Origin of the sequence: Pantoea sp. ACRSB, assembly GCF_022346905.1 — a bacterium.
Classification (GTDB): Bacteria; Pseudomonadota; Gammaproteobacteria; order Enterobacterales; family Enterobacteriaceae; genus Pantoea; species Pantoea piersonii.
Genome location: NZ_JAKRNL010000001.1, coordinates 37,662 through 62,530, shown reverse-complemented (window position 1 = coordinate 62,530; position 24,869 = coordinate 37,662). Strand labels below are relative to the sequence as shown.

The window sequence follows — 24,869 nt, the reverse complement described above, 5'->3', positions numbered from 1 at the left end:
CAGCTGGCCGCCCTTTTCTTTACAGCGCTTTGAGTATCCCTTCAACGCTCGCTTTGGCATCACCGAACAGCATCTGCGTATTCTCTTTAAAGAACAGCGGATTCTGCACGCCGGCGTAGCCGGTATTCATCGAACGTTTAAACACGATAACGTTTTGCGCTTTCCACACCTCAAGCACCGGCATACCCGCAATCGGACTGCGCGGATCGTCCTGCGCCGCCGGGTTAACGGTGTCATTGGCGCCGATTACCAGAACGGTATCGGTGTCGGAAAAGTCATCGTTGATCTCATCCATCTCCAGCACCACGTCATAAGGCACTTTCGCCTCTGCCAGCAGCACGTTCATATGGCCCGGCAGACGCCCGGCAACCGGATGGATGCCGAAGCGCACCTTGATGCCGCGCGCGCGCAGCTTTTCAGTGATCTCCGCCACCGGATACTGCGCCTGCGCCACCGCCATGCCGTAGCCCGGCGTGATAATGACCGATGAAGATTGCTTCAGCAGTTCAGCCGTCTCTTCCACGCTGATTTCGCGGTGCTCGCCCGCCTCTTCGCTTTCGCCGCCTGCGCTGCTGTCGGTGCCGAAGCCGCCAGCGATAACGCTGATAAAGGAGCGGTTCATCGCCTTACACATAATGTAAGAGAGAATGGCACCCGACGACCCCACCAGCGCGCCGGTCACGATCAGCAGGTCGTTGCTCAGCATAAAGCCCGCCGCCGCTGCCGCCCAGCCGGAGTAAGAGTTGAGCATCGACACCACCACCGGCATATCGGCGCCGCCGATAGAGGCCACCAGATGCCAGCCGAACGCCAGCGCGATCAGCGTCATCAGCAGCAGCGAGAAGCCCTGCGCGCCGCTGCTGTCGGTGCGTACAAACCACAGCAGCAGCAGGAAGGAGACCACCAGCGCCAGCAGGTTAAGCTTGTGGCGATGCGGCAGCATCAGCGGACGCGACGAGATTTTGCCGCGCAGCTTGCCGAACGCCACCAGCGAACCGGTAAAGGTCACCGCACCGATAAAGATGCCGAGAAAGACTTCAGTCAGGTGAATATTTTCCATCACCGCAGGCAAACCCGGCGCATGATCGATATAGCTGTTGAAGCCCACCAGCACAGCGGCCAGGCCGACGAAGCTGTGGAGAATCGCCACCAGTTCCGGCATTTCGGTCATTTCGACCTTTTGCGCCAGGCGCACGCCAATCGCGCCGCCAATAACCATCGCCAGCAAAATCCAGGCGACGTTGCCGCTGTCAGGACCAAAAATGGTCGCCAGCAGCGCCAGCGCCATCCCGCTGATGCCAAACAGATTGCCCTGCTTCGAGGTCTCATGCTTCGAGAGTCCCGCCAGGCTGAAAATAAAGAGAATCGCGGCAACAATGTATGCTGCAGTCACTAATCCGCCAGACATTTGTTACCCCTTACGAAACATTTTCAGCATGCGCTGGGTGACGGTGAAACCACCGAAAATATTGATGCTGGCGATCAGCACCGCAATAAATGAGATAAAGGTGACCCAGCCGCCATGCCCCATTTGCAGCACTGCGCCGACCACAATAATGCCGGAAATAGCATTGGTTACCGACATCAGGGGCGTATGCAGCGCGTGACTGACGTTCCACACCACGTAGTAGCCGACCACGCAGGCGAGCGCGAACACCGTAAAGTGCGACAGGAACTCCGCAGGCGCGACGTTGGCAAGGCAGGCGAACAGCACGATCGCCAGTGCCAGCAGCAGATACTTGCGCCAGGTCGGCGCAGGTTTCGCTGCTTCCTTGACCGCAGGCTGCGCCGCAGCAGGCGCCGCTTTTGGCGCGGCGGAGACCTGAATCGGCGGTGCGGGCCAGGTGACTTCGCCGTCGCGGATCACGGTCACGCCGCGCACCACGACATCGTCGAAATCAATTACGATCTCGCCGTTCTTCTCTTTGCACAGCAGCTTCATCAGGTTCACCAGGTTGGTGCCATAAAGCTGAGAGGACTGGGTCGGCAGGCGGCTGGGCAGATCGGTATAGCCAATGATCTTCACGCCGTTATCGGTAACGGTGACGCGATCGGCCTGGGTCAGCTCGCAGTTACCGCCGGTTTGCGCCGCCAGATCGACAATAACACTCCCCGGCTTCATGCTGGCCACCATCTCGGCGGTGATCAGTTTCGGCGCGGGCTTGCCTGGGATCAGCGCCGTCGTGACGATAATATCGACCTCTTTCGCCTGCGCGGCGAACAGCGCCATCTCCGCTTTAATAAAGGCTTCGGACATCACTTTCGCATAGCCGTCGCCACTGCCCGCTTCCTCTTCAAAATCGAGCTCAAGGAATTCGGCGCCCATGCTTTGCACCTGCTCTTTTACTTCCGGACGGGTATCAAAGGCGCGCACGATAGCGCCGAGGCTGCCCGCCGCGCCAATGGCCGCCAGTCCGGCAACGCCTGCGCCGATCACCATCACTTTCGCCGGCGGCACTTTACCCGCCGCGGTAATCTGCCCGGTAAAGAAGCGGCCAAATTCGTGAGCGGCTTCGACAATGGCGCGATAGCCCGCGATGTTCGCCATCGAGCTGAGCGCATCCAGCGACTGCGCGCGCGAAATACGCGGTACGGCGTCCATCGCCATTAGGGTAACCTGCCGCGCCGCCAGCTTCTCCAGCAGCGCCGCATTTTGCGCCGGCCAGACAAAGCTCACCAGCGTGCTGCCCGCCCGCGTCAGGGCGATCTCCTCATCGTCAGGCGCATTGACCTTCAGCACGATATCGGACTGCCAGATCTGCTGCCCATCACAAAGGCTGGCGCCTGCGGCGGCAAAACTTTCATCATCAAAACTGGCGCGTTTGCCCGCATCGTGCTCGACAGCAACGCTAAAACCCAGTTTGATAAGCTGCTCAACGGTTTTCGGCGTCGCCGCCACGCGCGCCTCGTTAGGCAATCGCTCTTTGGGTATTCCAATTAACATATTCATCCCTTTCATCACGTGATGATGGCCTGTCGACTGCATAGCGACACAGCGCCTGAAACAGGGTTTCAGGCGCTTATGAACGAAATGCACTTGTATCAAAGTATTTATAACCTACTGAAAATGTGAACAGCGATCTACAACCAGAACTCTCGCCAGCAACATTCATACAATTATTCAGCGTCATACGAGAAAAGCCGCGCTATGCGACTGCAAATTGAAAAGTTTGAAATATATTCTGCTAAGCAGAATCGAATCATGACGAATTTCTGGTTAGTAAAAACCTTTATTTAACAATACATTAACTGATTAACCACTAAGCGTTACCATCTTTAGTGATAATCAGTACAAAAACTGGCCTTAGCAAATTTGCATGACGTCATGATGAATTTCACTATCAATTTCCCGAGATTTGTCGCATAAATTGGCTGCGACAGCCTGTTTATAACATGCAATAATCAGCGGCTAATCTGTTATACATCAAGAGTCCAGCACGTTTTCGTACTCATTTTGCGTAAGGCGAAGGATCATTTTTATGAAGCTGAAGAACACCATTCTGGCGTCAACCTTGTTATCACTGCTCGCGGCCAATGCATTCGCCGCGCAGGAACTGACGCCGGAAAAAGCGGCCGAGCTGAAACCATTCGAACGTATTAACATCACCGGCCGCTTTAATGCGATTAACGACGCTGCTGACGCCGTGTCGAAACGTGCGGATGAACTGGGCGCAGCCTCTTATTACATTCAGGGCATCAACGACAGCAACGGCAACAGCGGCAACTGGCGCGTTACGGCTGACCTTTATAAAGCTGACGCGCCGAAAGCCAGCAACGCCACTACCTACCGGGTGATTAACGGCGTTAAAGAGCTGCCGAAAGCGGAAGCTTACCGTCTGGAGCCGTTTGACACCGTGAGCGCTAGCGGCTTCTTCGCCAGCCAGCCGGACGTCAACGACGCCATCAGCAAAGCAGCGAAAAGAAAAGGCGCGGCCTCTTTCTATATCGTGCGCCAGGTCGATGCCAACGACGGCGGCAACCAGTACATCACCGCCTATGTTTATAAAGCTGACGCGAAAGAGCGTAAGGTGCAGAGCCCGAACCTGATCCCGGCCGATTCCGAAGCGGGCAAAGCGGCGCTGGCGGCCGGCGGCGAAGCGGCGAAACGCGTTGAGATCCCAGGCGTCGCCTCGTCAGAAACGCCGAGCAGCAGCGTGGGCCGCTTCTTTGAAACCCAGAGCTCTACCGGCCAGCGCTATACCGTTAAGCTGGCGAACGGCAAGTCGGTTCAGGAAGTAAACGCCATTACCGCTGCGCAGATGCAGCCGTTTGACACCGTTACCTTCACTGGCCACTTCGGCACGCCGACAGAAATCTCTGAAGAAGTGGCGAAACGCGCCGCCGATAAAGGGGCGAAGTACTATCACGTTACCCGCCAGTGGCAGAACCAGAGCGGCGGCAACCTGACCGTCACAGCCGATCTCTTCAAGTAATTTCCTTCAGGGCGGCGCCCGCCGCCCTGCTGTTTGCATTATCCCTTCACAATTTTGCATAACCACGCATTGCCATCCTTTTTCGCACTCCGTAGAATCTGCGCGCTGCTTTTAGGTGAATTAGTCATGTAAAAGCAAAAAAGCGCGGTTAAATTCGTCGCTCAGAACATAATCCAGCCACTTATGCTAGCGGGAAGGTATTTTGGAGAAAAAATTAGGTCTCAGCGCGCTTACTGCGCTGGTACTCAGCTCAATGCTGGGCGCAGGCGTGTTCAGTTTGCCGCAGAATATGGCAGCGGTAGCCGGGCCGGCGGCGCTGCTGATCGGCTGGGTCATCACCGGCGTCGGCATTCTGTTTCTGGCGCTGGCCATGCTGCTGCTGACCCGGCTGAAGCCGGAGCTGGATGGCGGTATCTTTACCTATGCGCGCGCCGGTTTCGGCGAACTCCTCGGCTTCTGCTCCGCCTGGGGCTACTGGCTGTGCGCCGTTATCGCCAACGTCTCCTATCTGGTGATCGTCTTCTCCGCGTTGAGTTTCTTTACCGATACGCCCAATCGGGTGGTTTTCGGCGACGGCAATACCTGGCAGGCGATGCTGGGCGCGTCGCTGCTGCTGTGGATGGTGCATTTTCTGGTGCTGCGCGGCGTGCAAACCGCCGCAAGCATCAATCTGCTGGCGACGCTGGGCAAGCTGGTACCGCTGGTGCTGTTTGTGGTGCTGGCGGTAGCGGCGTTTAATTACGACCGGTTCCATTTCGACTTTTCCGGCCTCTCGCTCGGTAAGCCGCTGTGGGAGCAGGTGAAGCAGACCATGCTGATTACCCTGTGGGTGTTTATCGGCGTAGAAGGCGCCGTGGTGGTGTCCGCCCGCGCGCGTCAGAAAAAGGATGTTGGCCGCGCCACCCTGCTGGCGGTGCTGGCGGCGCTGCTGGTCTATCTGCTGGTGACGCTGCTGTCGCTGGGCGTCGTACCGCGCGCCGAGCTGGCGCAGATGCGTAATCCGTCGATGGCGGGACTGATGACGCGTTTGATGGGCCACTGGGGCGATGCGGTGATTGCGGCCGGCCTGATCGTTTCGGTATGCGGCGCCTACCTGAGCTGGACCATTATGGCGGCGGAAGTGCCTTTTATCGCCGCGCAGCAGGGCGCGTTTCCACGCAGCATTGCGCGCCAGAACGATCGCAACGCGCCTGCCGCGTCGCTGTGGCTGACTAACGGCAGCGTGCAAATCTGTCTGATACTGATCGCCCTGACCCACGCCGACTACAATACGCTGCTGACCATCGCTTCTGAGATGATACTGATGCCCTATCTGCTGGTAGGACTCTATCTGGTGAAGCTGACGCGCGGAAAAGCGCAGCCGCTGGCGCTGGCGACTGGCCTCGGCGCCAGCTTTTATGGGCTGTGGCTGCTCTACGCATCCGGGCCGCTGCATCTGCTGCTTTCGGTGGTGCTTTACGCCCCTGGCCTGCTGCTGTTCCTGTTCGCCCGACGCGGCGGACGTGGCGACGTCTCGCTGTCGCAGCTGGAGCGCGTGGCTATCGGCTTGTTAATGGCGGCGTCGCTGCCCGCTATGTGGCAGCTGATGATTTAGTGCGGCTGACCGGGGATCGCCACACACAGCAGATCGTCGCGCTGTGTGAGGTTGAGCGGTTTGCGGTATTCCTGATGGATAGCATCCAGCTGCTGCTCGGAGAGCGGATAAGGCAGCTGGATATCAAAACGGCTGATGTGCTGCTGTTCTGCCAGGGTGATAAGGCGAGCGATATTAATTTCGTCGCTGACCTGAGTCGAAATGATTTGCAACGCTAATTCTTTCAGATGCTCGTCGCTCGCCTGTACACTGCGGGCCGAGGATTTGCGCGTCACCATGCCAAAAATCGGCATTACGCCATAGATGGCGTCAACGAAGCTCCAGCGTTTTTTGCACGAGGCGGAGAGAAAATCGCTATAGTTTAAGCAGATGCGGTCACTGTATACGGCTGAAGCCAGCTCTTTATCAGACACCCTCTCTCTCCCTCTGTTTTTCATTACGGTTCAGAACCTTGCTTAAACGCAGAGTTAATGATGGCACATTTTGCTGTGCAGATACCAGTAACGCAGGGATATTTCGTGCGGCAGCATAGTGCTCAGGACCGGGAAAAGCTATGCTGCTCGCCAGGCTAATTTGTCGCAGTGGATTATGAATAAAATCGTTTTTGTTGAAGACGAGCCGGAAGTCGGTTCGCTGATTGCGGCCTACCTTGGCCGTCATGATATTGAAGTGATTGTCGAGACGCGCGGCGACCGCGCTGAAGCGGTTATCGCGGCCGAACAGCCGGATCTGGTGATGCTGGATATTATGCTGCCGGGCAAAGATGGCATGACGCTGTGCCGCGATCTGCGTAGCCAGTCGCAACAGTGGCAAGGCCCGATTGTGCTCCTCACCTCGCTCGACAGCGACATGAACCATATTCTGGCACTGGAGATGGGCGCGCAGGACTATATTCTGAAAACCACGCCGCCTGCGGTGCTGCTGGCGCGGCTGCGGCTGCATTTGCGTCAGGCGCAGCAGGGACAAAGCGATGAGACGCCCACACCCGCCGTGGCGCAGAAGCAGAAGCTGCTGCGCTTCGGCTCGCTGACCATCGACGCGCTGAACCGCGAAGTCACGCTCTTTAGCGAGCAAATCGTGCTCTCGACCGCCGATTTCGACCTGCTGTGGGAGCTGGCCAGTCATGCAGGACAGATCCTGAACCGCGACGCGCTGCTGAAGACCCTGCGCGGCGTCAGCTATGACGGCATGGATCGCAGCATCGACGTGGCGATTTCGCGCCTGCGTAAAAAGCTGCACGACAGCGCCACCGAGCCTTTTCGTATTAAAACCATCCGTAATAAAGGCTATCTGTTCGCTCCACAGGCGTGGGATACGCAGGCATGAGAAAGCTGTTTATCCAGTTTTATCTGCTGCTGTTCGTCTGCTTTCTGGTGATGGCGCTGCTGGTGGGTCTGGTTTACAAATTCACCGCCGAACGCGCCGGAAGACAGTCGATGAACGATCTGATGGCGAGTTCGCTCTATCTGATCCGCAGCGAGCTGCGTGAAATCCCGCCGCGCGACTGGAACAAGACGATTAAAAGCCTCGACCTTGGTTTGTCGTTTGACCTGCATATCGAGCCGATGAATAAATATCAGCTCGACGAGCCAGATATGCGTCGCCTGCGCGCCGGTGAAATTGTCGCGCTGGACGATCAGTACACCTTTTTACAGCATATTCCGCGCAGCCATTACGTTCTTTCCGTCGGCCCTATTCCCTATCTTTTTTACCTGCATCAGATGCGGCTGCTGGATATCGCGCTGCTGGTGTTTATCGGCATGTCGCTGGCGCTGCCGGTTTTTATCTGGATGCGGCCGCACTGGAAAGAGATGCAGCGCCTGGAGATTGCGGCGCAGCGTTTTGGCCGGGGCGAACTGGATGTCCGCACCCATTTCGATAACACCTCCAGCCTGTTTCGCTTAGGCATCGCCTTTAACCAGATGGCGGATAACATCAATACGCTGGTGGCGAGCAAAAAGCAGCTGATCGACGGCATCGCCCACGAGCTGCGTACGCCGCTGGTGCGCCTGCGCTACCGGCTGGAGATGAGCGACAATCTTACCGCAGGCGAGTCCGCCGCCATTAACCGCGATATTGGCCAGCTGGAGAGCCTGATTGAGGAGCTGCTCACCTATGCGCGTCTCGATCGGCCGCGCGTCGATCTTAACCTGACCTCGCTCGACCTGGCGCACTGGCTGCGCGAGCATATTCACGACGTGCGCGCGCTTAATCCGCAAACCCAGATCGATCTCGACCTGCCGCAGCGCGAAAACCACGGCGTGTCCGACACCCGCCTGATGGAGCGCGTCCTGGATAACCTGGTCAATAATGCGCTGCGCTACGCCGGCCAGCGGCTGCGCGTCAGCCTGTGGTTCGACGGCGCGCTCGGCTGCTTACAGGTTGAGGATGACGGCCCCGGCATTCCACCTGAGGAGCGCGAGCGCGTCTTCGAACCTTTTGTCCGTCTCGATCCGAGCCGCGATCGCGCCACCGGCGGCTGTGGTCTGGGACTCGCGATCGTTCACTCCATTGCGCAGGCGCTAGGCGGCCACGTCAGCATTGAAGGCAGCCCGCTGGGCGGCGCCAGCGTTCGCTTTTGCTGGCCGGTTGATCTACCTTTGCGTGAGCTTTCCGCGCGATAAACCCTTACAAGGAGTTTCTGATGCCTACTGCTTACCAACAACTTAGTGCAACTTTTCAGCGCCTTTCCCGCTTCGGCCACCTGATGGCGGTCGCGGGCTGGGATATGCAAACCATGATGCCGACAGGCGGCAGCCAGGCGCGCGGCGAAGCGCTGGCGGAGATGGGCGTGCTGCGTCATGAGATTCTGACCGATCCGCGCGTCGGGGAGCTGATTAAAGAAGCCGAACAGGCCGATCTTAACGACGTCGAGCGCGCCAACCTGCACGAAATGCAGCGCGCGTGGCAGCAGGCGTCGCTGCTGCCTGCCTCGCTGGTGGAAGCGAAGTCGCTGGCTGGTTCGCGCTGCGAGCACGCCTGGCGCGAGCAGCGTCCGGCGAACGACTGGCAAGGCTTTGCCGCCAACCTGAAAGAGGTGGTGCGCCTGAGCCGTGAAGAGGCGCAGCTACGCGCAGAGGCGAATGGCACATCGCGCTACGATGCGCTGCTGGATCTCTATGAGCCAGGCATGACAGGCGCAAAACTGGATGTAACCTTCGGCGAGCTGAAAAGCTGGCTGCCCGATCTGCTGCAGCGCGTGGTAGAGAAGCAGGCGCAGGAGAAGATCGATGAGCCGCAAGGCCCCTTCGCCATAGACGCGCAGCGCGAGCTGGGCCTGAATGTGATGGCGACGCTGGGATTTGATTTCCGCCACGGCCGACTCGACGTCAGCGCACATCCTTTCTGCGGCGGCGTGCCGGAAGATGTACGTATTACCACACGCTACAACCAAAATGAGTTCCTCAGCGCACTGATGGGCGTGATTCATGAAACCGGCCATGCGCGTTACGAGCAGGGTCTGCCGCAGCAGTGGCGCAACCAGCCGGTCGGTCAGGCACGCTCAACAGCGATCCATGAGTCGCAAAGCCTGTTTATGGAGATGCAGCTGGGCCGCAGCCGTGAGTTCCTGCAGCGTATTCTGCCGCAGGTGCGCGAGAAGCTGGGCGAGCAGACTGCGCTACAGCCCGACAACTTTGTGCGTCTGGCGCAGCGCGTTAAGCCCGGCTTGATCCGCGTCGATGCTGATGAGCTGAGCTATCCGGCACACGTCATCTTACGTTTCGAGATTGAGCGCGCGCTAATCGAAGGCGAAATTGAGGTCGACGATATTCCTGCGCTGTGGGATGAAAAGATGCAGCAGTCGCTGGGTATTGATACGCGCGGCAACTACCGTGACGGCTGTATGCAGGATACCCACTGGACCGACGGCGCCTTCGGCTACTTCCCGACCTATACGCTGGGCGCTATGTACGCGGCGCAGCTGTTCCAGGCGGTGAAAAAAGCGCTGCCGGACTTAAGCGAGCGCCTTCAGCATGGGGAGCTTCAGCCGATATTTGACTGGCTGCAGCAAAACATCTGGCAACACGGCAGCCGCTTCCCTACTGAGCAGTTGCTGATCAATGCCACCGGCGAGGCGCTTAATCCGCGCTTTTTCCGTCAGCATCTTGAACAACGCTACCTGAATCGTTAATCTGTGCGGCCTTCTCGGCCGCCTTTTTCCCGCTTTGTACAATCGGTTACACGCCGATACCAAACACCCACGGAAACTCTTCCTCGCATTTTATATAGTCTTTTCACCGGCCCCGCAGTGGGCTACACATGAAAAAAATGTTCGAGGAATTTGCAATGAAAAAATTGTTTGCACTGGTCATCGCCGCTGCTATGGGTCTCTCTTCTGTTGCTTTCGCTGCTGACACCACCGCTGCGCCAGCTGCAGCAGCTCCTGCTGCGACTACCACCACCACTAACGCTGCGCCGGCTGCTAAAACCACGCATAAAGCTGCGCACAAGAAACACAAAGCCGCTCAGAAAGCTCAGGCTGCTAAAAAGCACCACAAAAAAGCTGTGAAAAAAGACGCTGCGCAGAAAGCTCAGGCCGCTAAAAAGCACCACAAAGCTGCCAAAAAAGAAACTGCACAGAAAGCTCAGGCTGCTAAAAAACACCACAAAGTAGCTAAGAAAGCAGCTGCACAGAAAGCTCAGGCTGCTAAAAAGCACCACAAAGCAACCAAAAAAGCTGCTGCTCCGCAGAAAGCCCAGGCTGCTAAAAAGCACCACAAAGCAGTTAAAAAAGCCGCTGCTAAATAATTAAGGTCGCGCACCTGCGCCTTAAGAAGCGTTGAATAATAAAAACACCCGGTTCTGCCGGGTGTTTCGTTACTGGAGTTGCGGAAATGGTGCGTCGCTATCGTTTTGAAATTATTCTGCTGGTGATGATCCTCTGCGGCGTCATCGCGGCCTTCTTCTTTATTTAGTCGTTGTAGCGTGCTGATTATTCCAATAAATCTCCCTTTTTTACCGCTCACCGACTATAGTTATTGCGCATGCGTGATGACAATAACCTCTTTTTAAATCTCGCCATTGAGAGACCTATGCGCCTGGCTATTTTGCTATTGACTGGATTGTTCTGTTTCACCACTCTGGCTCACGCCGATGATGACGACGATGCGCCGAATCCCGATGAAATCAAAATGCTTTTCTTTGGCAAAGATCACCGGAAAGCGATCGGTGACGTCACCGCCGCCCCCTGGGACGCCATCGGCCAGCTGGAAACAGAGAGCGGCAACCTCTGTACCGCTACGCTGATTTCCGCTCATCTCGCGCTGACGGCGGGACACTGCTTACTGACGCCGCCAGGCAAATTCGATAAGCCGGTCGCGCTGCGCTTTATGGCCAGCGACCGCGGCTGGCGTTATGAACTCCATGATATCGACGCGCGCGTCGAGCCGGCGCTGGCGCGCAAGCTGAAAGCTGACGGCGAGGGCTGGATAGTCCCGACCGACGCCGCGCCTTTCGATTACGGCCTGGTTATTCTGCGCAACCCGCCTTCCGCAATTACGCCGATCCCGCTGTTTGACGGATCGCGCAGCGATCTGACCGCCGCCCTAAAAGAGGCGAGCCGAAAAGTGACGCAGGCGGGCTATCCGGAAGATCACCTGGATACGCTCTACTCACACAGTGACTGCCTGATTACCGGCTGGGCGCAGCGCGCCGTACTCTCTCACCAGTGTGATACGCTGCCGGGTGACAGCGGCTCGCCGCTGCTGCTGAAAAACAATAATGGCTGGCAGTTAATTGCGGTGCAAAGCTCGGCGCCAGCGGCGAAAGATCGCTATCTGGCCGATAACCGCGCTATCGCCGTTACCTCGTTCCGCGACCGGCTGGAAGCGCTGGCGCAATAACATCCGCGCGGCAACAGAATGCAAAAAGGCGCAGCTGAATTATCAGCCGCGCCTTTTTTAATGGGGAACGCCGGGTATATTTAGAAGCTGTAACCCAGGTTCACATTGAAGCCGTTAATCGACATGTTTTTATCAGCAACGTCGAGACGCGATCCCTCATAGCCGATATCAATCGCCAGGTTCTCGACGGGATTAATTTGCACGCCAGCGCCATACATCAGAGACGTTTTATTCTCTTTGAGTTTGGTTTCGCCCATATAAACATAGCGTCCTTCATAGTTATACCAGCCTTCGCGATAGTCGACTTTATTATAATTTACGCCGAGCAAACCGTAGAGGCTGATATATTGACTGAAGCGCCAGGCTGGCCCAACGGAGAGCGAGTAATATTTCACTTTCGCATGGCTATCAAATCTATCCATAGAGTCGATATCGGGCGTGTAGCTTCCGCTGCCGCTCATCCAGGTAAGCGAGCCAATAAGGCTCAGCGGTGAGTCCCATTCATAGCGGTATTTAAGGTTTATCCCGTTAATATCCTTGAAATCCTGGACCTTACTTTGCGCATACCCAAGAGTGACCGTATGTTTATCGGCATAGGCATTAACGTTTGCTCCCAGAGAGAGCATAACAAGGCTGACAAAAACAGACTTTTTCATAACCATCGTCCTTAATTGAATAAAATAATCTGGCGCCCCTTTCGCGCCGCGCTGATTCTATCGAAAAAAAGCGGCGATGGCCTTACTGACGTCTAAAATTTTGCGCCTGTTTTAGGGATAGCTGTAAAGAAGAGTTGAGCGACAGCGCTATAACCTTTGCTTCGCCAGTTTTATCCGCATAAAAAAGCCGCAGCGTCTCCGCTGCGGCTTCCTGCGATGCGACGGCGGTTATGCCGCGTACTGCTCCATTGTTTGCAGGATACGCTTGTCAGAAACGGGATAAGGGGTGCCGAGCTGCTGCGCGAAGTAGCTGATGCGCAGCTCCTCGATCATCCAGCGAACCTCCCTCACCTCGTCATCATCCTGACGCTGCGGCGGCAGTTTATTGCGCCACGCCTGCCAGGCCTGCTCCACTGCCTGTACCTTCATCATGCGCGCGCGGTCGCTGTGCGGATCGGCAGGCAGTTTTTCCAGACGACGCTCAATGCCATGCAGGTAGCGCAGCGTGTCGCCCAGGCGTTTCCAGCCGTTGCCGGTAACGAAGCCGCGATAGACGAGGCCGCTCATCTGCGCCTTGATATCTGACAGCGCCAGCGCCATCGTCATATCAACGCGTCCTTTCAGCCGCTTGTTGATGTTGAACACCGCCGTCAGGATCTGCTCAACCTGTTTCGCAATCTCAACCACCGTATCGTTTAGCTCGGCACGTACCTTCTCGCGCAGCTGCTCGAAGTTTTCCTGCTGCCAGGCCGGGCCGCCCGCTTCCGCCATCAGCTTATCAACGCCGCAGGCGATGCAGTCGTCAATCAGCTCCAGCACTTTGCCGTATGGGTTGAAGTAGAGTCCCAGCTTGGCTTTATTCGGCAGCTTTTCATGCAGGTATTTTATCGGCGAAGGGATATTCAGCAGCAGCAGACGACGCTGGCCGCGCCACATCATTTTCTGCTGCTCCTGCTCGCTGTCGAACAGGCGTATCGCCACGCTATCCTTCTCATCGACCAGGGCTGGCCAGGCCTTGACCTGATAGCCGCCGCGCTTCTGCTCATAGCTGCGCGGCAGATCGCCAAAGCTCCAGATATGCAGGCCGTTCTGCTCCAGCCCGTCATCCGCCACTTTTGACAGCGTCTCCTGCACTTTCTCCTTGAGTTCGGCTTTCAGCGCGCTGAGATCTTTACCCTCTTTCAGCTTGCGGTTGTGTTCGTCTACCACGCGGAAGGTCATTTTCAGGTGATCGGGCACCTGATCCCACTGCCAGTTTTCCCGCTCCAGCGTCACGCCGGTCATACGGCGAAACTCTTTCGCCAGCGCGTCGAGCAGCGGCATCTCCATCGCAGTGACGCGCCCCAGGAAGGCGTCAGCGTAATTGGGCGCGGGCACCAGATTACGGCGCAGCGGCTTCGGCAGCGACTTGATCAGCGCAATAATCAGCTCGCGGCGCACGCCGGGGATCTGCCACTCGAAGCCCTGATCCTCGACCTGGTTAAGCAGCGGCAGCGGAATATGCACCGTCACGCCGTCAGCATCCGCGCCCGGCTCGAACTGATAGCTGAGCTTCAGCTTGAGGTTGCCCTGATGCCAGAAGTTGGGGTAGTCGAGCTGGCTGACCTTCTCCGCGCCCTCTTTAATCAGCATCTGTTTGTCGAAGCTGAGCAAATCAGGGTTATCGCGGCTTGCCAGCTTCCACCAGCTGTCGAAATGTTTCGCCGACACCACGTCCTGACCAACGCGCTGGTCATAAAAGCTGAACAGCGTCTCATCATCGACCAGAATGTCGCGACGACGTGATTTGTGCTCAAGGTCTTCGACCTCGCTGCGCAGCTTCTGGTTGTTGCGGAAAAAGGCGTGGCGCGTCTGCCAGTCGCCTTCCACCAGCGCATGACGGATAAAAAGCTCGCGGCTCAGCGCGGGATCGATACGCCCGTAGTTCACCTTGCGCGCGGCCACAATCGGCAGGCCGTACAGCGTGACTTTCTCCTGCGCCATCACCGCGCCCTGACCTTTTTCCCAGTGCGGCTCGCTGTAGCTGCGCTTGATCAGGTGCTGCGCCAGCGGCTCGATCCACTCTGGATCGATACGCGCCGCGATCCGGCCCCACAGGCGGCTGGTTTCTACCAGCTCGGCGACCATGGTCCATTTCGGCGGCTTTTTAAACAGCCCTGAGCCGGGGAAAATGGCGAAACGCGCGTTGCGCGCGCCGGTAAACTCCTGCTTCTCGGCGTCTTTCATGCCGATATGCGACAGCAGGCCGGTCAGCAGCGCGCAGTGTACCTCGCGGAAGCCCGCCGGTTCGCTGTTGACCGGAATGCCCAGCTCACGTACCACCTGACGCAGCTGAGTATAGATATCCTGCCATTCGCGCACGCGCAGATAGTTCAGGAAATCCCCTTTGCACTGGCGGCGGAACTGGTTGCCCGACAGCGCTTTCTGCTGTTCGCCCAGGTAATTCCAGAGGTTGACGAAGGCGAGAAAGTCCGACTCTTTGTCAGCGAAACGACGATGTTTTTCATCGGCGGCCTGCTGCTTCTCTACCGGGCGCTCGCGCGGATCCTGAATCGACAGCGCCGACGCGATAATCATCACCTCGCGCACGCAGCCGAAGCGCTGCGCCTCCAGCACCATGCGCGCCAGACGCGGATCAACCGGCAGCTGCGCCAGCTGACGGCCAGAGCCGGTCAGCTTGTAGTGGCCGGTCTCGTCGTTGAGCGTTAACGCGCCAAGCTCTTCCAGCAGGCGCACGCCGTCCTGAATATTGCGCTTGTCGGGCGCTTCGACAAAGGGAAACGCGGCGATATCGCCCAGCCCCAGCGCCGTCATCTGCAGAATAACCGACGCCAGGTTGGTGCGCAGGATCTCCGGATCGGTAAAGGCCGGACGGCTGAGGAAGTCATCCTCGGAATAGAGACGGATACAGATACCGTCCGATACGCGGCCGCAGCGTCCTTTACGCTGGTTGGCCGACGCCTGTGAAATCGGCTCGATCGGCAGACGCTGCACCTTGGTGCGATAGCTGTAGCGGCTAATGCGCGCGGTGCCGGGATCGATAACATATTTAATGCCCGGTACGGTGAGCGACGTTTCCGCCACGTTGGTCGCCAGCACGATGCGGCGTCCGCTGTGCGACTGGAAAACCCGGTTCTGCTCGGCGTTCGACAGGCGCGCGTAGAGCGGCAGAATTTCCGTATGCGGCAGATCGCGCTTTGCCAGCGCGTCGGCGGTGTCGCGAATTTCGCGCTCGCCGCTCAGAAAGATCAGAATATCGCCGCGCCCTTCGTCGCTCAGCTCGTCGACCGCGTCGAAGATCGCCTGCAGCTGGTCACGCTCGCTGTCGTCCGCCTCCTCCACCACCGGCCGGTAACGCACCTCGACCGGGAAAGTACGGCCCGAGACTTCAATAACGGGCGCGTTATGGAAGTGGCGCGAAAAGCGCTGCGGATCGATGGTCGCCGAGGTAATGATGATTTTCAGATCGGGACGGCGCGGCAGCAGCTCGCGCAGATAGCCGAGCAGGAAATCGATGTTCAGGCTGCGTTCGTGCGCCTCATCGATAATGATGGTGTCATACTGCAACAGCAGGCGATCCTGCTGAATTTCAGCCAGCAAAATACCGTCGGTCATCAGCTTCACCTGGGTGGTTTCGCTGACCTGATCGTTAAAGCGCACCTTATAGCCGATGCAGCCGCCGAGCGACGTTTCCAGCTCGTCGGCGATGCGGTTGGCGACGGTGCGCGCCGCCAGACGACGCGGCTGGGTATGACCGATCAGTCCTTTCACGCCGCGTCCCAGCGCCAGGCAAATTTTCGGCAGCTGGGTGGTTTTACCCGAGCCGGTTTCGCCCGCGACGATCACCACCTGATGATCGCGGATCGCTTCGGCGATCTGCTGCTGCTTCTGGCTGACGGGCAGATTATCGGGAAAGGTAATTTTTGGCGTCGCAGCGGCACGCGCGGCGACGCGCTGCTCCGCTGCGGCGATCTCCTGACTGATTTCGTCGGCGACGCCCTGCTGCGCAGCGGGGTTGTTCACCTTGCTGGCGCCGCGCAGACGGCGCTGAAGACGTTGGCGGTCACGCAGCATCAGGTTGTCGAGTCGCGACCACAGCGATGCAAAGGGAGAGGAAACCGGTGATGACATAGTAATGGAGTACCTTCTCAGACGGAGCCGCTGCACGCTGCAGCGTCCGGTAGCCGGGTTAACCGGCTGATTCTAAAAATTGTATCGGCAAAGAGTAACACATTTCAGCCCGCTCAGCTGCGCCTTGCCTGCCTCGCTTATTCAAGAAATTCGAACATAGCTCTCGAAATATTGCGCTTTTCCCGCGCGCTTAATGACCGTAGAGTGTAACCCATTGAGCGGGAAGCCTTCCGCGTGACAAACAGGAAACAGCAATGAGCAAAGTATTAGTTCTGAAATCCAGCATTCTGGCTGGTTACTCACAGTCAAGCCAACTGGCCGATTTCTACGTTGAAGAAGCAAAAGCGAAAGGCGATCAGGTGACCGTTCGCGACCTGGCTGCCGATCCGATTCCGGTACTGGATGGCGAGCTGGTTGGCGCGCTGCGTCCGTCAGACGCCCCGCTCTCTCCGCGTCAGCAGGAAGCGCTGTCGCTCTCCGATGCCCTGATCGCCGAGCTGCAGGCGCACGACGTGGTGGTTATCGCCGCGCCGATGTACAACTTCAACATCCCGACCCAGCTGAAAAACTATTTTGACCTGGTTGCTCGTGCCGGCGTGACCTTCCGCTACACCGAAGCAGGCCCGGAAGGTCTGGTGAAAGGCAAGCGCGCGGTCGTTCTCTCCAGCCGCGGCGGCATTCACAAAGATACCCCGACCGATCTGCTGACCCCGTACGTGAAGCTCTTCCTGGGCTTTATCGGCATTACTGACGTTAACTTTGTTTTCGCCGAAGGCATCGCTTACGGCCCGGAAGTGGCCACCAAAGCGACTGAAGAAGCGAAAACCGCGATCAAACAGATCGTTGCTGCCTAATCATCATTATTATTATTCAGACTGTTTCAGTTGCCAGGCATGATGCCTGGCTTTTTTATTTCTGCATCCACAGGCCGTTAAGGCCGCGTACATACTCCCCCGCGCCTGCGCGTTCAACCAGCTTAGCACCGGCGATTTGCGCAACCTGATCCGTAGTAAGATTGTTCTGCTGCGCGATGCGCTGATACTCCGCGCTGCGCCCGTCATTAACGCGCTTCACCAGCGCCTGCGTCTCGCTGTCCTGCTGGCGCGCGGCGATGTAGCCGCTAAAAGTTTCCCCGACGCGACCCTGATGACGAGCCTCATCCAGCGTTAACGCCAGCGCAGGCTGCGCCGCGCCGATAAACAGCAGCGCGGCGAGCAGCGGTTTGGCTAAGGCGCGCATCAGAAAAGACCGCTCTGGTTTTTCAGCAGCGCCTCCACATCTTTATCCACTTTGATATGGATCTCATGTTCAATTTTCACATTCATATTGATAGTGATCGGCTCCTTTGGCGCGGCCACCTCAATGCGCGGCACGCAGCCAGTCAGCGGCAGCCCAACTGCCAGCATCAGTAACGCCCGGAGGCTCATGGTTTTTGATCCCTTTTCGTCGGCAGAGTGGCGTTCTGTTCCACCCAGGATTGCAAATTATCGCCAAAGCGCAGGCTGCGCCAGAGTTGAAACAGGTTCTGCTGATGGCGGTAGTTGAGATTCACGGTCTGGTCGCGGTTGCTGAAGCGGCTGGTGCCCTGTACCTGCGCCTGCATGACAAGATTGCCGAGATTATCGAGATCGAGCGTCGCCCACGAGCGCGAGATCTCCATATAGCGCAGCCAGTCCATCGCCGCGCCCGCCGCAACGTTGTTAGCGGTAATCGCGTCGGCCATATCTTTATCCATGCGGAACGTCAGGGAGCCGTTATTGGCGATCCAGCCGTTTTGCACCAGCCAGTGCGGGTTATTCACCCACAGCGGCAGCTCGCCGTTGATCTTGCCAGACATGGCGAACTGCGTCGGTTTCAGCGCCGAGACCAGCCTGCTCAGGCTGATATCGCGCAGGCTCAGCTTCGCCGCCTCGTGCTGCGGCAGACGCAGCGCGGAGAGCGAGACCTGACCGCCCAGCACCTCCATACTGACATCCTGCAGCGTCAGCGGCTGCGCCTCGCGCCAGGGATAGTAGCCCTGCAAATCGGCGCGAATATTCTTCATGGCGAACTGGTTGGCGACTTCACCGATCCGCAGCGATACCGGCCCGCGCACGCCGAGCTGCCATTGCTGATCTTTAAGACGGAACGGCAGCGAGAAGTCAACGCCGTTGATCTGGTTGTCCGGCGTCCAGAGGCTGCCCTGCTTCACCGTCCAGTGGCCGCCGGCGCTAAAGCCCTCTTTCGCCGCAGCGGAAAAGGCCACCTGGGCGCGCAGCTCGCCCGAACGTATTTTCATCTTGAGATCCGGGTTCAGCAGCGGCTGAAAGACCGTCAGAGACTGTGTCGGCCACCAGGCTTCGCCACGCAGGCGTGCGCCGTCCCATCGGCCATGCACGCGCAGCGGGCCTATCGCCTGCGCATGCAGCTGACCGCGCCAGACAAAATGGCTGGGATCCTGGCCTTTCGCCTCAAAGCTCAGCGACGAGGCGGGCAGGCGACCGCCGTAATCAAAAAGCGTCTCTCCCGCGTCGATACGAAAGCCACCATTAAAAGCGGGGTGTTGCGCATCACGCTGCCAGTTAACCGGCGCGCTTAACGTCAGGCGCGGCCGGGAAACCTGCGCCATGCCGTACTGCATCTGACTGAAACTGGCATTCAGGCTGTCGAGATGAATAAGCGTATCGCGCCAGCCGCCTGCGCCCTGTATGGTCCATTTTGCGCTGAGCGGCAGCATATCGCCCGCTCCCCAGTAGCGCCACTTCCACTCCCCTTTATCTGGCCAGAAATTGGCTGCGCGGCCGTCCAGGTGCAGCCTGAACTCGCCAAAGCTGGGATCGTGCGCCTTAAGAATTGCCTGTAAACGTCCGTCTACGCCCTGCGACGCAAGCCGCACGCCCGCCAGCGGCCAGCGCGCTTCGTCCACCTCCAGCGTGGAGAGCAGACGTCCGCGCAGACGCAGCAGCGCGCCAGGCTGGAACGTCAGCTGCGGATCGAGCAGCGGCCCGCTGAGATCGCCCGGCAGCGAGGCGTAGAGCTGCATCGCCGCCAGTTTGCTTTCGCCGGTAAGGCGCAGCGGCAGCGCGCTGCTGGTCATACTTAGCCTGCCCGGCCCGATGCTCAAGACCGCATTGCCTTTGCCGCCGCGCCCCTGCGTCAGAACGTTGAGGCGGCCGGCGATCTGCGTCTCCTCCAGCCCCTGCTGCCAGTTATCCAGCGTAAGGTCGAGAAAGCCGGAGAGCGTCTGATCGCCCGTCGGCCAGCGATAGCGCCCTTTCAGGATGCGGATCTGTCGGGCATCGGCCTGCCACGGCAGCGTTAACAGCGGCTCTCCGTCGCCGGTGGTGTAGAGCGCAAGTTTTCCCTGCTGCTGCTGCCAGTCGAGCGTCAGCCGCAGCGGTTCGCCGGCGTACTGCAGCTCGCCTTCAAGCTGGCCGCTGACCGGCAGGCCGTTGGCGAACTCAGGCAGATCAAACTGGCCATGCAGCGTAACCGGCTCCGGAAGTGCGTTATGGCGCAGCGTCAGCTGCTCTACCGTGAGCCGCTGCCCCTGCAGGTTTGCGTCGATACTGAGGTTTTCGCCGCGATAGTGCAGCGTCTGTTTGTCGGGGGTCAGGGCAAGGTCGAAACCTCCAGCATACTGCTGCCAGGGCGCAATGCTGAGATTATCGAGATGAATATCGGCGCCCGGCAACAGCTGCTGCCACGCCGTCAGGCTTTTAGGCGCGCCGGGCTGCTCGCTTTGCGGCAGCTTTTGCAGACAGTCGCTGTCAAGCGTGACCTGGTGCGCATTCAGCCGCCAGCGCTTTTCATGCCAGCCGAGCGAAGCCTGCGCGACGCTCGCCAGCACGCATTCGCCCGCCAGATAGCGCACCTGTGGGAACCATAAGCCACCGTTGCGCCAGCGCGGCGATCCATCCAGCACGATGCGCGTCTCCGCTGGCAGCCAGATGCCGGCCAGGCGCGGCAGCCATTGCGTAAGGGTGAGCAGCAGCCCGAGCAGCAGTAGCGTCAGCGCCAGTAGTGCAGCAAGTAGTCGGCGGAGGCTCCGCGGCATGGCAGTAATATTCCTTTTTCCTGACAGAATCCTGACAGTGATGATGGCATGTAATCGGCCAGAGTAGAAGGCGCGCTAACGACCGCAGCAAAACAGGCAATTAAACGTTATGCTGTGTGGATACCCGAGTACAGGAGCGTAACGATGAAAGTCGCGGTTTATAGCACGAAGCACTATGACCAGAAATATTTCGATCAGGTTAACGAAGGCTACCGTTTCGATCTGGTGTACTTCGACTTTTTACTGACGGAGGCGACGGCCAAAAATGCCGTCGGCTGCGACGCCGTATGCATTTTCGTTAATGATGACGCCAGTCGTCCGGTACTGGAGGAGCTGGCGTCGCTGGGCGTGAAGTATATCGCGCTGCGCTGCGCCGGTTTCAACAACGTCGATTTAGCGGCGGCGGCGGAGCTGGGCCTGAAGGTGGTACGCGTGCCCGCTTATTCGCCGGAAGCGGTGGCGGAACATACGGTGGGCATGATGTTGACGCTTAACCGCCGTATCCATCGCGCCTGGCTGCGCACGCGCGACGCCAACTTTTCTCTCGATGGATTAACCGGCTTTAATATGCACGGCAAAACGGCGGGCGTCGTCGGCACTGGCAAAATCGGTGTGGCGACGATGCGCATACTGAAAGGCTTCGGCATGCGCCTGCTGGCGTTCGATCCCTATCCGAGCGAGCAGGCGCTGGAACTGGGCGCGGAGTATGTCGACCTGAAAACCCTGTTCGCCGAATCAGACGTGATTACGCTGCACTGCCCGCTGACGCCAGATAATCACCATCTGCTGAATGCCTCGGCCTTCAGCCAGATGAAAGATGGCGTGATGATTATCAATACCAGCCGCGGCGCATTGATTGATTCTCAGGCGGCGATTGAGGCGTTAAAACAGCAAAAAATTGGTTCGCTCGGCCTGGATGTCTACGAGAACGAGCGCGACCTGTTCTTTGAAGACAAGTCGAACGACGTGATTCAGGACGATGTGTTCCGTCGGCTTTCGGCCTGTCACAACGTGCTGTTTACCGGCCATCAGGCCTTTCTTACCGCTGAGGCGCTGACGGCAATCTCGGAGACGACCTTATCGAATATCAACCAGCTTGAGCATGGCGAAACCTGCCCGAACCAGCTGTCGGCCTGATTAGCGGGCGCAGTTGCCGCCGATCAGCGCCTGTTCGTCGCAGCGGCGTCCGTTCGCCAGCTGGCACATGCCGATGCGCGTGCCGTCCAGCTGGTGAGAAAAGGCAAGGGTTCCACCTGCGCCGGCGCAGTTGCTTTCAGCCAGAGACGACATAACGACGTGCGGTTGAATATGGGCTGCGGTGGCCTGTTGCGGCGGTTCGTTATTGCTGCTGCTGCATGCAGAGAGCAGCAGCGCGGCACCGGCCAGCAGAAAGGTGGCTGCTTTCATCAGTCGGACTCCGGAAGTGTTAGGGTTAGAGGCCGGTCAAGCATAAGACAGGCGCAGCAGTCGGTCGATAGAGGACACAGCTTTTTACAAAATTTATTCTGCCGCTTTGCAAGCGGAATTATCCTGTTTCGCGCCTTTATCCTTGTTAATCAGCCCTTCGCGTTTGCAGCAGCCAGAGAGTAACGCGCCATAACGGCGCGTTTTCTTTTAATGCCCGCATCCTTTACAGCCGCCGCACCCACCCTCTTTAACGGGCTGTAGCGCAGGCTGCCTGGCGAAGCGCAACTGGCGCAGAAGCGTGACGGCCGCGACGCCTGCGGCAACCACCCCCGCGATACAGATCAGACTGAAACCGGGATGTCGGGTGAAGGTACCGATTTGGTAAACCAGGGTGGCGGCACCATAGGCCATAACGGTTCCCCAGATCAGGGCGAACCACATCCACTGACGCCCCGCCTCTTTCGCTAAAGCGCCCATCACCGAGGCACAGGGCACGTAGAGCAAGACAAAGACCAGATAGCTGTAGGCCGCCAGCGAGCTGCCGAACATCGTCTGCATAACGCCTACCGCGCCCTGACTCATCTCGCCATCCCCTTTGCTGGCTTCAACCGGATTGAACAGCGTCTGCGGGCTGAGCGCCTCCTTCAGGTTTTGCCAGGTTTCATCCAGCGCGTCGGCAAAGACCGCCGACAGGCTCTGCGCAGGCCCGGCGTCTGGCGCGTTTTGCGGCTCCGCCATATAAAGCGCATTCAGGGTGCCGACTACGCTCTCTTTCGCCATTGCGCCGGTTACCAGTCCGACCGTCGCCTGCCAGTTATCAGCCCGAACGCCCATAGGGGTAAACAGAGGCGTAAGGTAGCGGCTGGCCGAGGCGAGTACGGAGTCGTCAACGCGCTGCGCGATCTCGCCTTTCGCCGTCAGGCCGGAAAGCAGACTGATGATTACGCAGGCAGCGACGATCACCACCCCCGCGCGGATAACAAAGGCGTGCAGCCGAAACCAGGTTTGCAGCAGCAGGCTGCGCATGACCGGCACATGCCACAGGGGCAGCTCCATAATGACGCGCGACGACGCCCCCTTCAGTAGGGTGTGCTTTAACACCAGCCCGGTGAAGACAGCCGCCACAATGCCAAGCAGATAGAGCGTAAAGATCAGCCCGGCGCCAGCGTTGCCAAAAAAGGCCGTGGAGAAAACGGCGAATATCGCCAGCCTGGCACCGCAGGACATAAAGGGCGCCATCAGCATCGTGACCAGCCTCTCCCGCTCGGTTTCAAGCGTTCGCGCGCCCATCACCGCCGGCACGTTGCAGCCAAAGCCGACGATCAGCGGAACAAAGGATTTACCCGGCAGCCCAAGCCAGCGCATAAGACGATCGACGACAAAGGCGGCGCGCGCCATATAGCCGGACTCTTCCAGCACTGTCAGAAAGAAGAACATCAGCGCCAGCTGCGGCCCCAGCGGCAGTACGGTGGCGATCCCGCCGCCAATGCCCTGCGCCAGAAACGAGGTGAGCCAGCCGGGAAGATGGAGCGTCGCGCAAAGCTGGGCGGTGCCGTCGATAAACAGCGCGGTAGAGCCTTTATCAAACACCGGCTGTAGCGCGCCGCCGATATTAATGGAGAGATAGAACATCAGGTACATCACCCCTAAAAACAGGGGGAAACCGAGCCAGCGATTAAGAAACAGATTATCCAGCAGGTGCGTCAGCCGATGTGCGGTATGAGACGCCTGATTGCAGGTTGCCTCACAGATCGCATTGATGCGCGCCAGACGCGCCTCATGGCCTACCTCTGGCCGGTTCACCAGCAGCGCAGCAGCAGGCGCGGCAGCGACGCGATCGATGGCCGCCAGCAGATCCGGTAGCCCTTCCGCGGTCGAAGCGGACATCGACACCACCGGACAGCCCAGCTGCGCGGCCAGCGTATCGGCATCCAGGGCGATGCCGCACTTTCTGGCGACGTCGGCCATATTGAGCACCACAATCATGGGCAGGTTCAGCTCGCGCAACTGCAAAGTGAGCCACAGGCTTTTTTCGAGGCTGGAGGCGTCAACCACATTGATCAGCACATCCGCCTGACCGCTCATAACGTAGCTGCATGTTACGCGCTCGTCGGCGGACATCCCGTCCTCGGCGTGTACCGTCTCAAGAGAATAGATGCCCGGCAAATCGATCAGGGTCACCGACGACTGCCCCGTGGCGAAAGTGCCCTGCTTACGCTCAACGGTAACGCCCGGCCAGTTACCGGTGCGCTGACGCAGCCCGGTCAGCAGGTTGAAAAGCGTGGTTTTACCCGCGTTAGGGTTGCCAGCCAGTACGGCATTGATGCTTTTCATACGCTCTCGCCTCCGTTAACCGGTTCAAGCCGCAGCATCGCCAGCTCAGATTTACGTAGCGCATAGCTGGTGTGGCGAATACGAACCTCAGCCGGATCGCCCAGCGGAGCGAGCCTGACAATATCAATTACCGCGCCCGGTACAAAACCCAGTGAGAAAAGTTTGCGGCTGAACAGCCTGGACAGGTCGTTCTGAAAGCCTGTAATACGCCATTGAGTGCCAGGTTTTATCAACATGATCTCATCTCCGATATGACTGTGGCGCAACTATGCGATTGCGAACAATTATCGTTATTGATTTAGATCGCGTTTGACGCGGGAACCGGAGCAAATAGCGGTGAGGTTTAGGCAGGGTTGACGTTGCGGCTTCTCTCTGGCCTGGTTCGTTATGAACCTGTTGACGCAACGGCACAGAGAATTAACGCACCTGTTCTGA

The 24,869-nt window shown here is 58.3% G+C and carries 20 protein-coding genes; 9 read left to right on the top strand and 11 right to left on the bottom strand.

What is annotated here, in order from left to right; genetic code table 11:
- Positions 1-19: 19 nt before the first annotated feature.
- Together pntB and pntA are read right to left on the bottom strand one after the other, a co-directional pair.
- A complete protein-coding gene (pntB, locus tag MHZ89_RS00310) occupies positions 20-1,408 on the bottom strand; it encodes a Re/Si-specific NAD(P)(+) transhydrogenase subunit beta (RefSeq protein ID WP_311781381.1) in 1,389 nt (462 codons plus the stop codon).
- A 3-nt stretch (positions 1,409-1,411) separates the two neighbouring features.
- The gene (pntA, locus tag MHZ89_RS00305) at positions 1,412-2,944 is read right to left on the bottom strand and encodes a Re/Si-specific NAD(P)(+) transhydrogenase subunit alpha (protein WP_311781380.1); all 1,533 of its coding nucleotides are present in this window, start codon (positions 2,942-2,944) and stop codon (positions 1,412-1,414) included.
- Between the two features lie 535 nt (positions 2,945-3,479).
- Here pntA and ydgH point away from each other — a divergent pair.
- Entirely contained in the window at positions 3,480-4,433 is a 954-nt protein-coding gene (ydgH, locus tag MHZ89_RS00300; protein WP_311781379.1) for a DUF1471 family protein YdgH, read from the top strand.
- Between the two features lie 202 nt (positions 4,434-4,635).
- Positions 4,636-6,027 carry a basic amino acid/polyamine antiporter gene (locus MHZ89_RS00295; RefSeq protein WP_311781378.1) on the top strand — a complete coding sequence of 464 codons (1,392 nt, stop codon included), beginning with the start codon at positions 4,636-4,638 and terminating at the stop codon, positions 6,025-6,027.
- Here MHZ89_RS00295 and MHZ89_RS00290 read toward each other — a convergent pair.
- The gene (locus MHZ89_RS00290; protein WP_120452717.1) at positions 6,024-6,440 is read right to left on the bottom strand and encodes a hypothetical protein; all 417 of its coding nucleotides are present in this window, start codon (positions 6,438-6,440) and stop codon (positions 6,024-6,026) included. The genes MHZ89_RS00295 and MHZ89_RS00290 overlap by 4 nt on opposite strands.
- A gap of 175 nt (positions 6,441-6,615) precedes the next feature.
- Here MHZ89_RS00290 and rstA point away from each other — a divergent pair, with 175 nt between their 5' ends.
- The 5 genes from rstA to MHZ89_RS00265 all read left to right on the top strand — a co-directional run bounded on the left by rstA (position 6,616) and on the right by MHZ89_RS00265 (position 11,870).
- Positions 6,616-7,353, top strand: coding sequence for a two-component system response regulator RstA (gene rstA / locus MHZ89_RS00285; protein WP_311781377.1), 738 nt, complete (start codon positions 6,616-6,618; stop codon positions 7,351-7,353).
- Positions 7,350-8,651: a two-component system sensor histidine kinase RstB gene (gene rstB / locus MHZ89_RS00280; protein WP_311781376.1), complete on the top strand. Its 1,302-nt coding sequence runs from the start codon at positions 7,350-7,352 to the stop codon at positions 8,649-8,651. The genes rstA and rstB overlap by 4 nt, the downstream gene beginning before the upstream one ends.
- A gap of 20 nt (positions 8,652-8,671) precedes the next feature.
- Positions 8,672-10,159, top strand: coding sequence for a carboxypeptidase M32 (locus MHZ89_RS00275; RefSeq protein ID WP_311781375.1), 1,488 nt, complete (start codon positions 8,672-8,674; stop codon positions 10,157-10,159).
- A gap of 155 nt (positions 10,160-10,314) precedes the next feature.
- The gene (asr, locus tag MHZ89_RS00270) at positions 10,315-10,776 is read left to right on the top strand and encodes an acid resistance repetitive basic protein Asr (RefSeq protein ID WP_311782231.1); all 462 of its coding nucleotides are present in this window, start codon (positions 10,315-10,317) and stop codon (positions 10,774-10,776) included.
- 284 nt (positions 10,777-11,060) lie between these two features.
- Positions 11,061-11,870, top strand: coding sequence for a serine protease (locus MHZ89_RS00265; RefSeq protein WP_311781374.1), 810 nt, complete (start codon positions 11,061-11,063; stop codon positions 11,868-11,870).
- Positions 11,871-11,950: 80 nt separating this feature from the next.
- Here the strand turns inward: MHZ89_RS00265 and MHZ89_RS00260 are convergent, their stop codons facing one another.
- Both MHZ89_RS00260 and hrpA read right to left on the bottom strand, forming a co-directional pair.
- Positions 11,951-12,526 (bottom strand): Ail/Lom family outer membrane beta-barrel protein, encoded by a 576-nt coding sequence (locus MHZ89_RS00260; protein WP_311781373.1) that lies wholly within the window; start codon positions 12,524-12,526, stop codon positions 11,951-11,953.
- Between the two features lie 228 nt (positions 12,527-12,754).
- Positions 12,755-16,657: an ATP-dependent RNA helicase HrpA gene (hrpA, locus tag MHZ89_RS00255; RefSeq protein ID WP_311781372.1), complete on the bottom strand. Its 3,903-nt coding sequence runs from the start codon at positions 16,655-16,657 to the stop codon at positions 12,755-12,757.
- A 254-nt stretch (positions 16,658-16,911) separates the two neighbouring features.
- On the opposite strand from hrpA, the gene azoR reads away from it, so the two are divergent.
- A complete protein-coding gene (gene azoR / locus MHZ89_RS00250; RefSeq protein ID WP_311781371.1) occupies positions 16,912-17,511 on the top strand; it encodes an FMN-dependent NADH-azoreductase in 600 nt (199 codons plus the stop codon).
- A 55-nt stretch (positions 17,512-17,566) separates the two neighbouring features.
- Here the strand turns inward: azoR and MHZ89_RS00245 are convergent, their stop codons facing one another.
- The 3 genes from MHZ89_RS00245 to MHZ89_RS00235 are packed head-to-tail and all read right to left on the bottom strand — an operon-like array spanning position 17,567 to position 20,693.
- Complete coding sequence (locus MHZ89_RS00245) at positions 17,567-17,896, bottom strand: YdbL family protein (protein ID WP_311781370.1); 330 nt, start codon at positions 17,894-17,896, stop codon at positions 17,567-17,569.
- Complete coding sequence (locus MHZ89_RS00240) at positions 17,896-18,084, bottom strand: YnbE family lipoprotein (RefSeq protein WP_120452731.1); 189 nt, start codon at positions 18,082-18,084, stop codon at positions 17,896-17,898. The genes MHZ89_RS00245 and MHZ89_RS00240 overlap by 1 nt, the downstream gene beginning before the upstream one ends.
- The gene (locus tag MHZ89_RS00235) at positions 18,081-20,693 is read right to left on the bottom strand and encodes a YdbH family protein (protein ID WP_311781369.1); all 2,613 of its coding nucleotides are present in this window, start codon (positions 20,691-20,693) and stop codon (positions 18,081-18,083) included. The genes MHZ89_RS00240 and MHZ89_RS00235 overlap by 4 nt, the downstream gene beginning before the upstream one ends.
- A 144-nt stretch (positions 20,694-20,837) precedes the next feature.
- Here MHZ89_RS00235 and MHZ89_RS00230 point away from each other — a divergent pair, with 144 nt between their 5' ends.
- Positions 20,838-21,830, top strand: coding sequence for a 2-hydroxyacid dehydrogenase (locus MHZ89_RS00230; RefSeq protein WP_311781368.1), 993 nt, complete (start codon positions 20,838-20,840; stop codon positions 21,828-21,830).
- On the opposite strand, the gene MHZ89_RS00225 is transcribed toward MHZ89_RS00230, so the two are convergent.
- The 3 genes from MHZ89_RS00225 to MHZ89_RS00215 all read right to left on the bottom strand — a co-directional run bounded on the left by MHZ89_RS00225 (position 21,831) and on the right by MHZ89_RS00215 (position 24,670).
- Positions 21,831-22,100 carry a DUF333 domain-containing protein gene (locus MHZ89_RS00225; protein ID WP_120452737.1) on the bottom strand — a complete coding sequence of 90 codons (270 nt, stop codon included), beginning with the start codon at positions 22,098-22,100 and terminating at the stop codon, positions 21,831-21,833.
- Between the two features lie 207 nt (positions 22,101-22,307).
- Positions 22,308-24,434, bottom strand: coding sequence for a Fe(2+) transporter permease subunit FeoB (gene feoB / locus MHZ89_RS00220; protein WP_311781367.1), 2,127 nt, complete (start codon positions 24,432-24,434; stop codon positions 22,308-22,310).
- Complete coding sequence (locus tag MHZ89_RS00215; protein ID WP_311781366.1) at positions 24,431-24,670, bottom strand: FeoA domain-containing protein; 240 nt, start codon at positions 24,668-24,670, stop codon at positions 24,431-24,433. Before MHZ89_RS00215 ends, feoB begins: the two co-directional genes overlap by 4 nt.
- Positions 24,671-24,869: the final 199 nt, after the last annotated feature.

Excerpts from the sequence above, each read along its gene's own strand:
- MHZ89_RS00215 (WP_311781366.1), bottom strand. The coding sequence starts at position 24,670 with ATGTTGATAAAACCTGGCACTCAATGGCGTATTACAGGCTTTCAGAAC.
- rstA (WP_311781377.1), top strand. The coding sequence starts at position 6,616 with ATGAATAAAATCGTTTTTGTTGAAGACGAGCCGGAAGTCGGTTCGCTG.
- MHZ89_RS00225 (WP_120452737.1), bottom strand. The coding sequence starts at position 22,100 with ATGAAAGCAGCCACCTTTCTGCTGGCCGGTGCCGCGCTGCTGCTCTCT.
- MHZ89_RS00265 (WP_311781374.1), top strand. The coding sequence starts at position 11,061 with ATGCGCCTGGCTATTTTGCTATTGACTGGATTGTTCTGTTTCACCACT.
- pntA (WP_311781380.1), bottom strand. The coding sequence starts at position 2,944 with ATGTTAATTGGAATACCCAAAGAGCGATTGCCTAACGAGGCGCGCGTG.
- MHZ89_RS00275 (WP_311781375.1), top strand. The coding sequence starts at position 8,672 with ATGCCTACTGCTTACCAACAACTTAGTGCAACTTTTCAGCGCCTTTCC.
- feoB (WP_311781367.1), bottom strand. The coding sequence starts at position 24,434 with ATGAAAAGCATCAATGCCGTACTGGCTGGCAACCCTAACGCGGGTAAA.
- MHZ89_RS00260 (WP_311781373.1), bottom strand. The coding sequence starts at position 12,526 with ATGAAAAAGTCTGTTTTTGTCAGCCTTGTTATGCTCTCTCTGGGAGCA.
- hrpA (WP_311781372.1), bottom strand. The coding sequence starts at position 16,657 with ATGTCATCACCGGTTTCCTCTCCCTTTGCATCGCTGTGGTCGCGACTC.
- ydgH (WP_311781379.1), top strand. The coding sequence starts at position 3,480 with ATGAAGCTGAAGAACACCATTCTGGCGTCAACCTTGTTATCACTGCTC.
- MHZ89_RS00245 (WP_311781370.1), bottom strand. The coding sequence starts at position 17,896 with ATGCGCGCCTTAGCCAAACCGCTGCTCGCCGCGCTGCTGTTTATCGGC.
- rstB (WP_311781376.1), top strand. The coding sequence starts at position 7,350 with ATGAGAAAGCTGTTTATCCAGTTTTATCTGCTGCTGTTCGTCTGCTTT.
- MHZ89_RS00235 (WP_311781369.1), bottom strand. The coding sequence starts at position 20,693 with ATGCCGCGGAGCCTCCGCCGACTACTTGCTGCACTACTGGCGCTGACG.
- MHZ89_RS00240 (WP_120452731.1), bottom strand. The coding sequence starts at position 18,084 with ATGAGCCTCCGGGCGTTACTGATGCTGGCAGTTGGGCTGCCGCTGACT.
- asr (WP_311782231.1), top strand. The coding sequence starts at position 10,315 with ATGAAAAAATTGTTTGCACTGGTCATCGCCGCTGCTATGGGTCTCTCT.
- pntB (WP_311781381.1), bottom strand. The coding sequence starts at position 1,408 with ATGTCTGGCGGATTAGTGACTGCAGCATACATTGTTGCCGCGATTCTC.
- MHZ89_RS00230 (WP_311781368.1), top strand. The coding sequence starts at position 20,838 with ATGAAAGTCGCGGTTTATAGCACGAAGCACTATGACCAGAAATATTTC.
- azoR (WP_311781371.1), top strand. The coding sequence starts at position 16,912 with ATGAGCAAAGTATTAGTTCTGAAATCCAGCATTCTGGCTGGTTACTCA.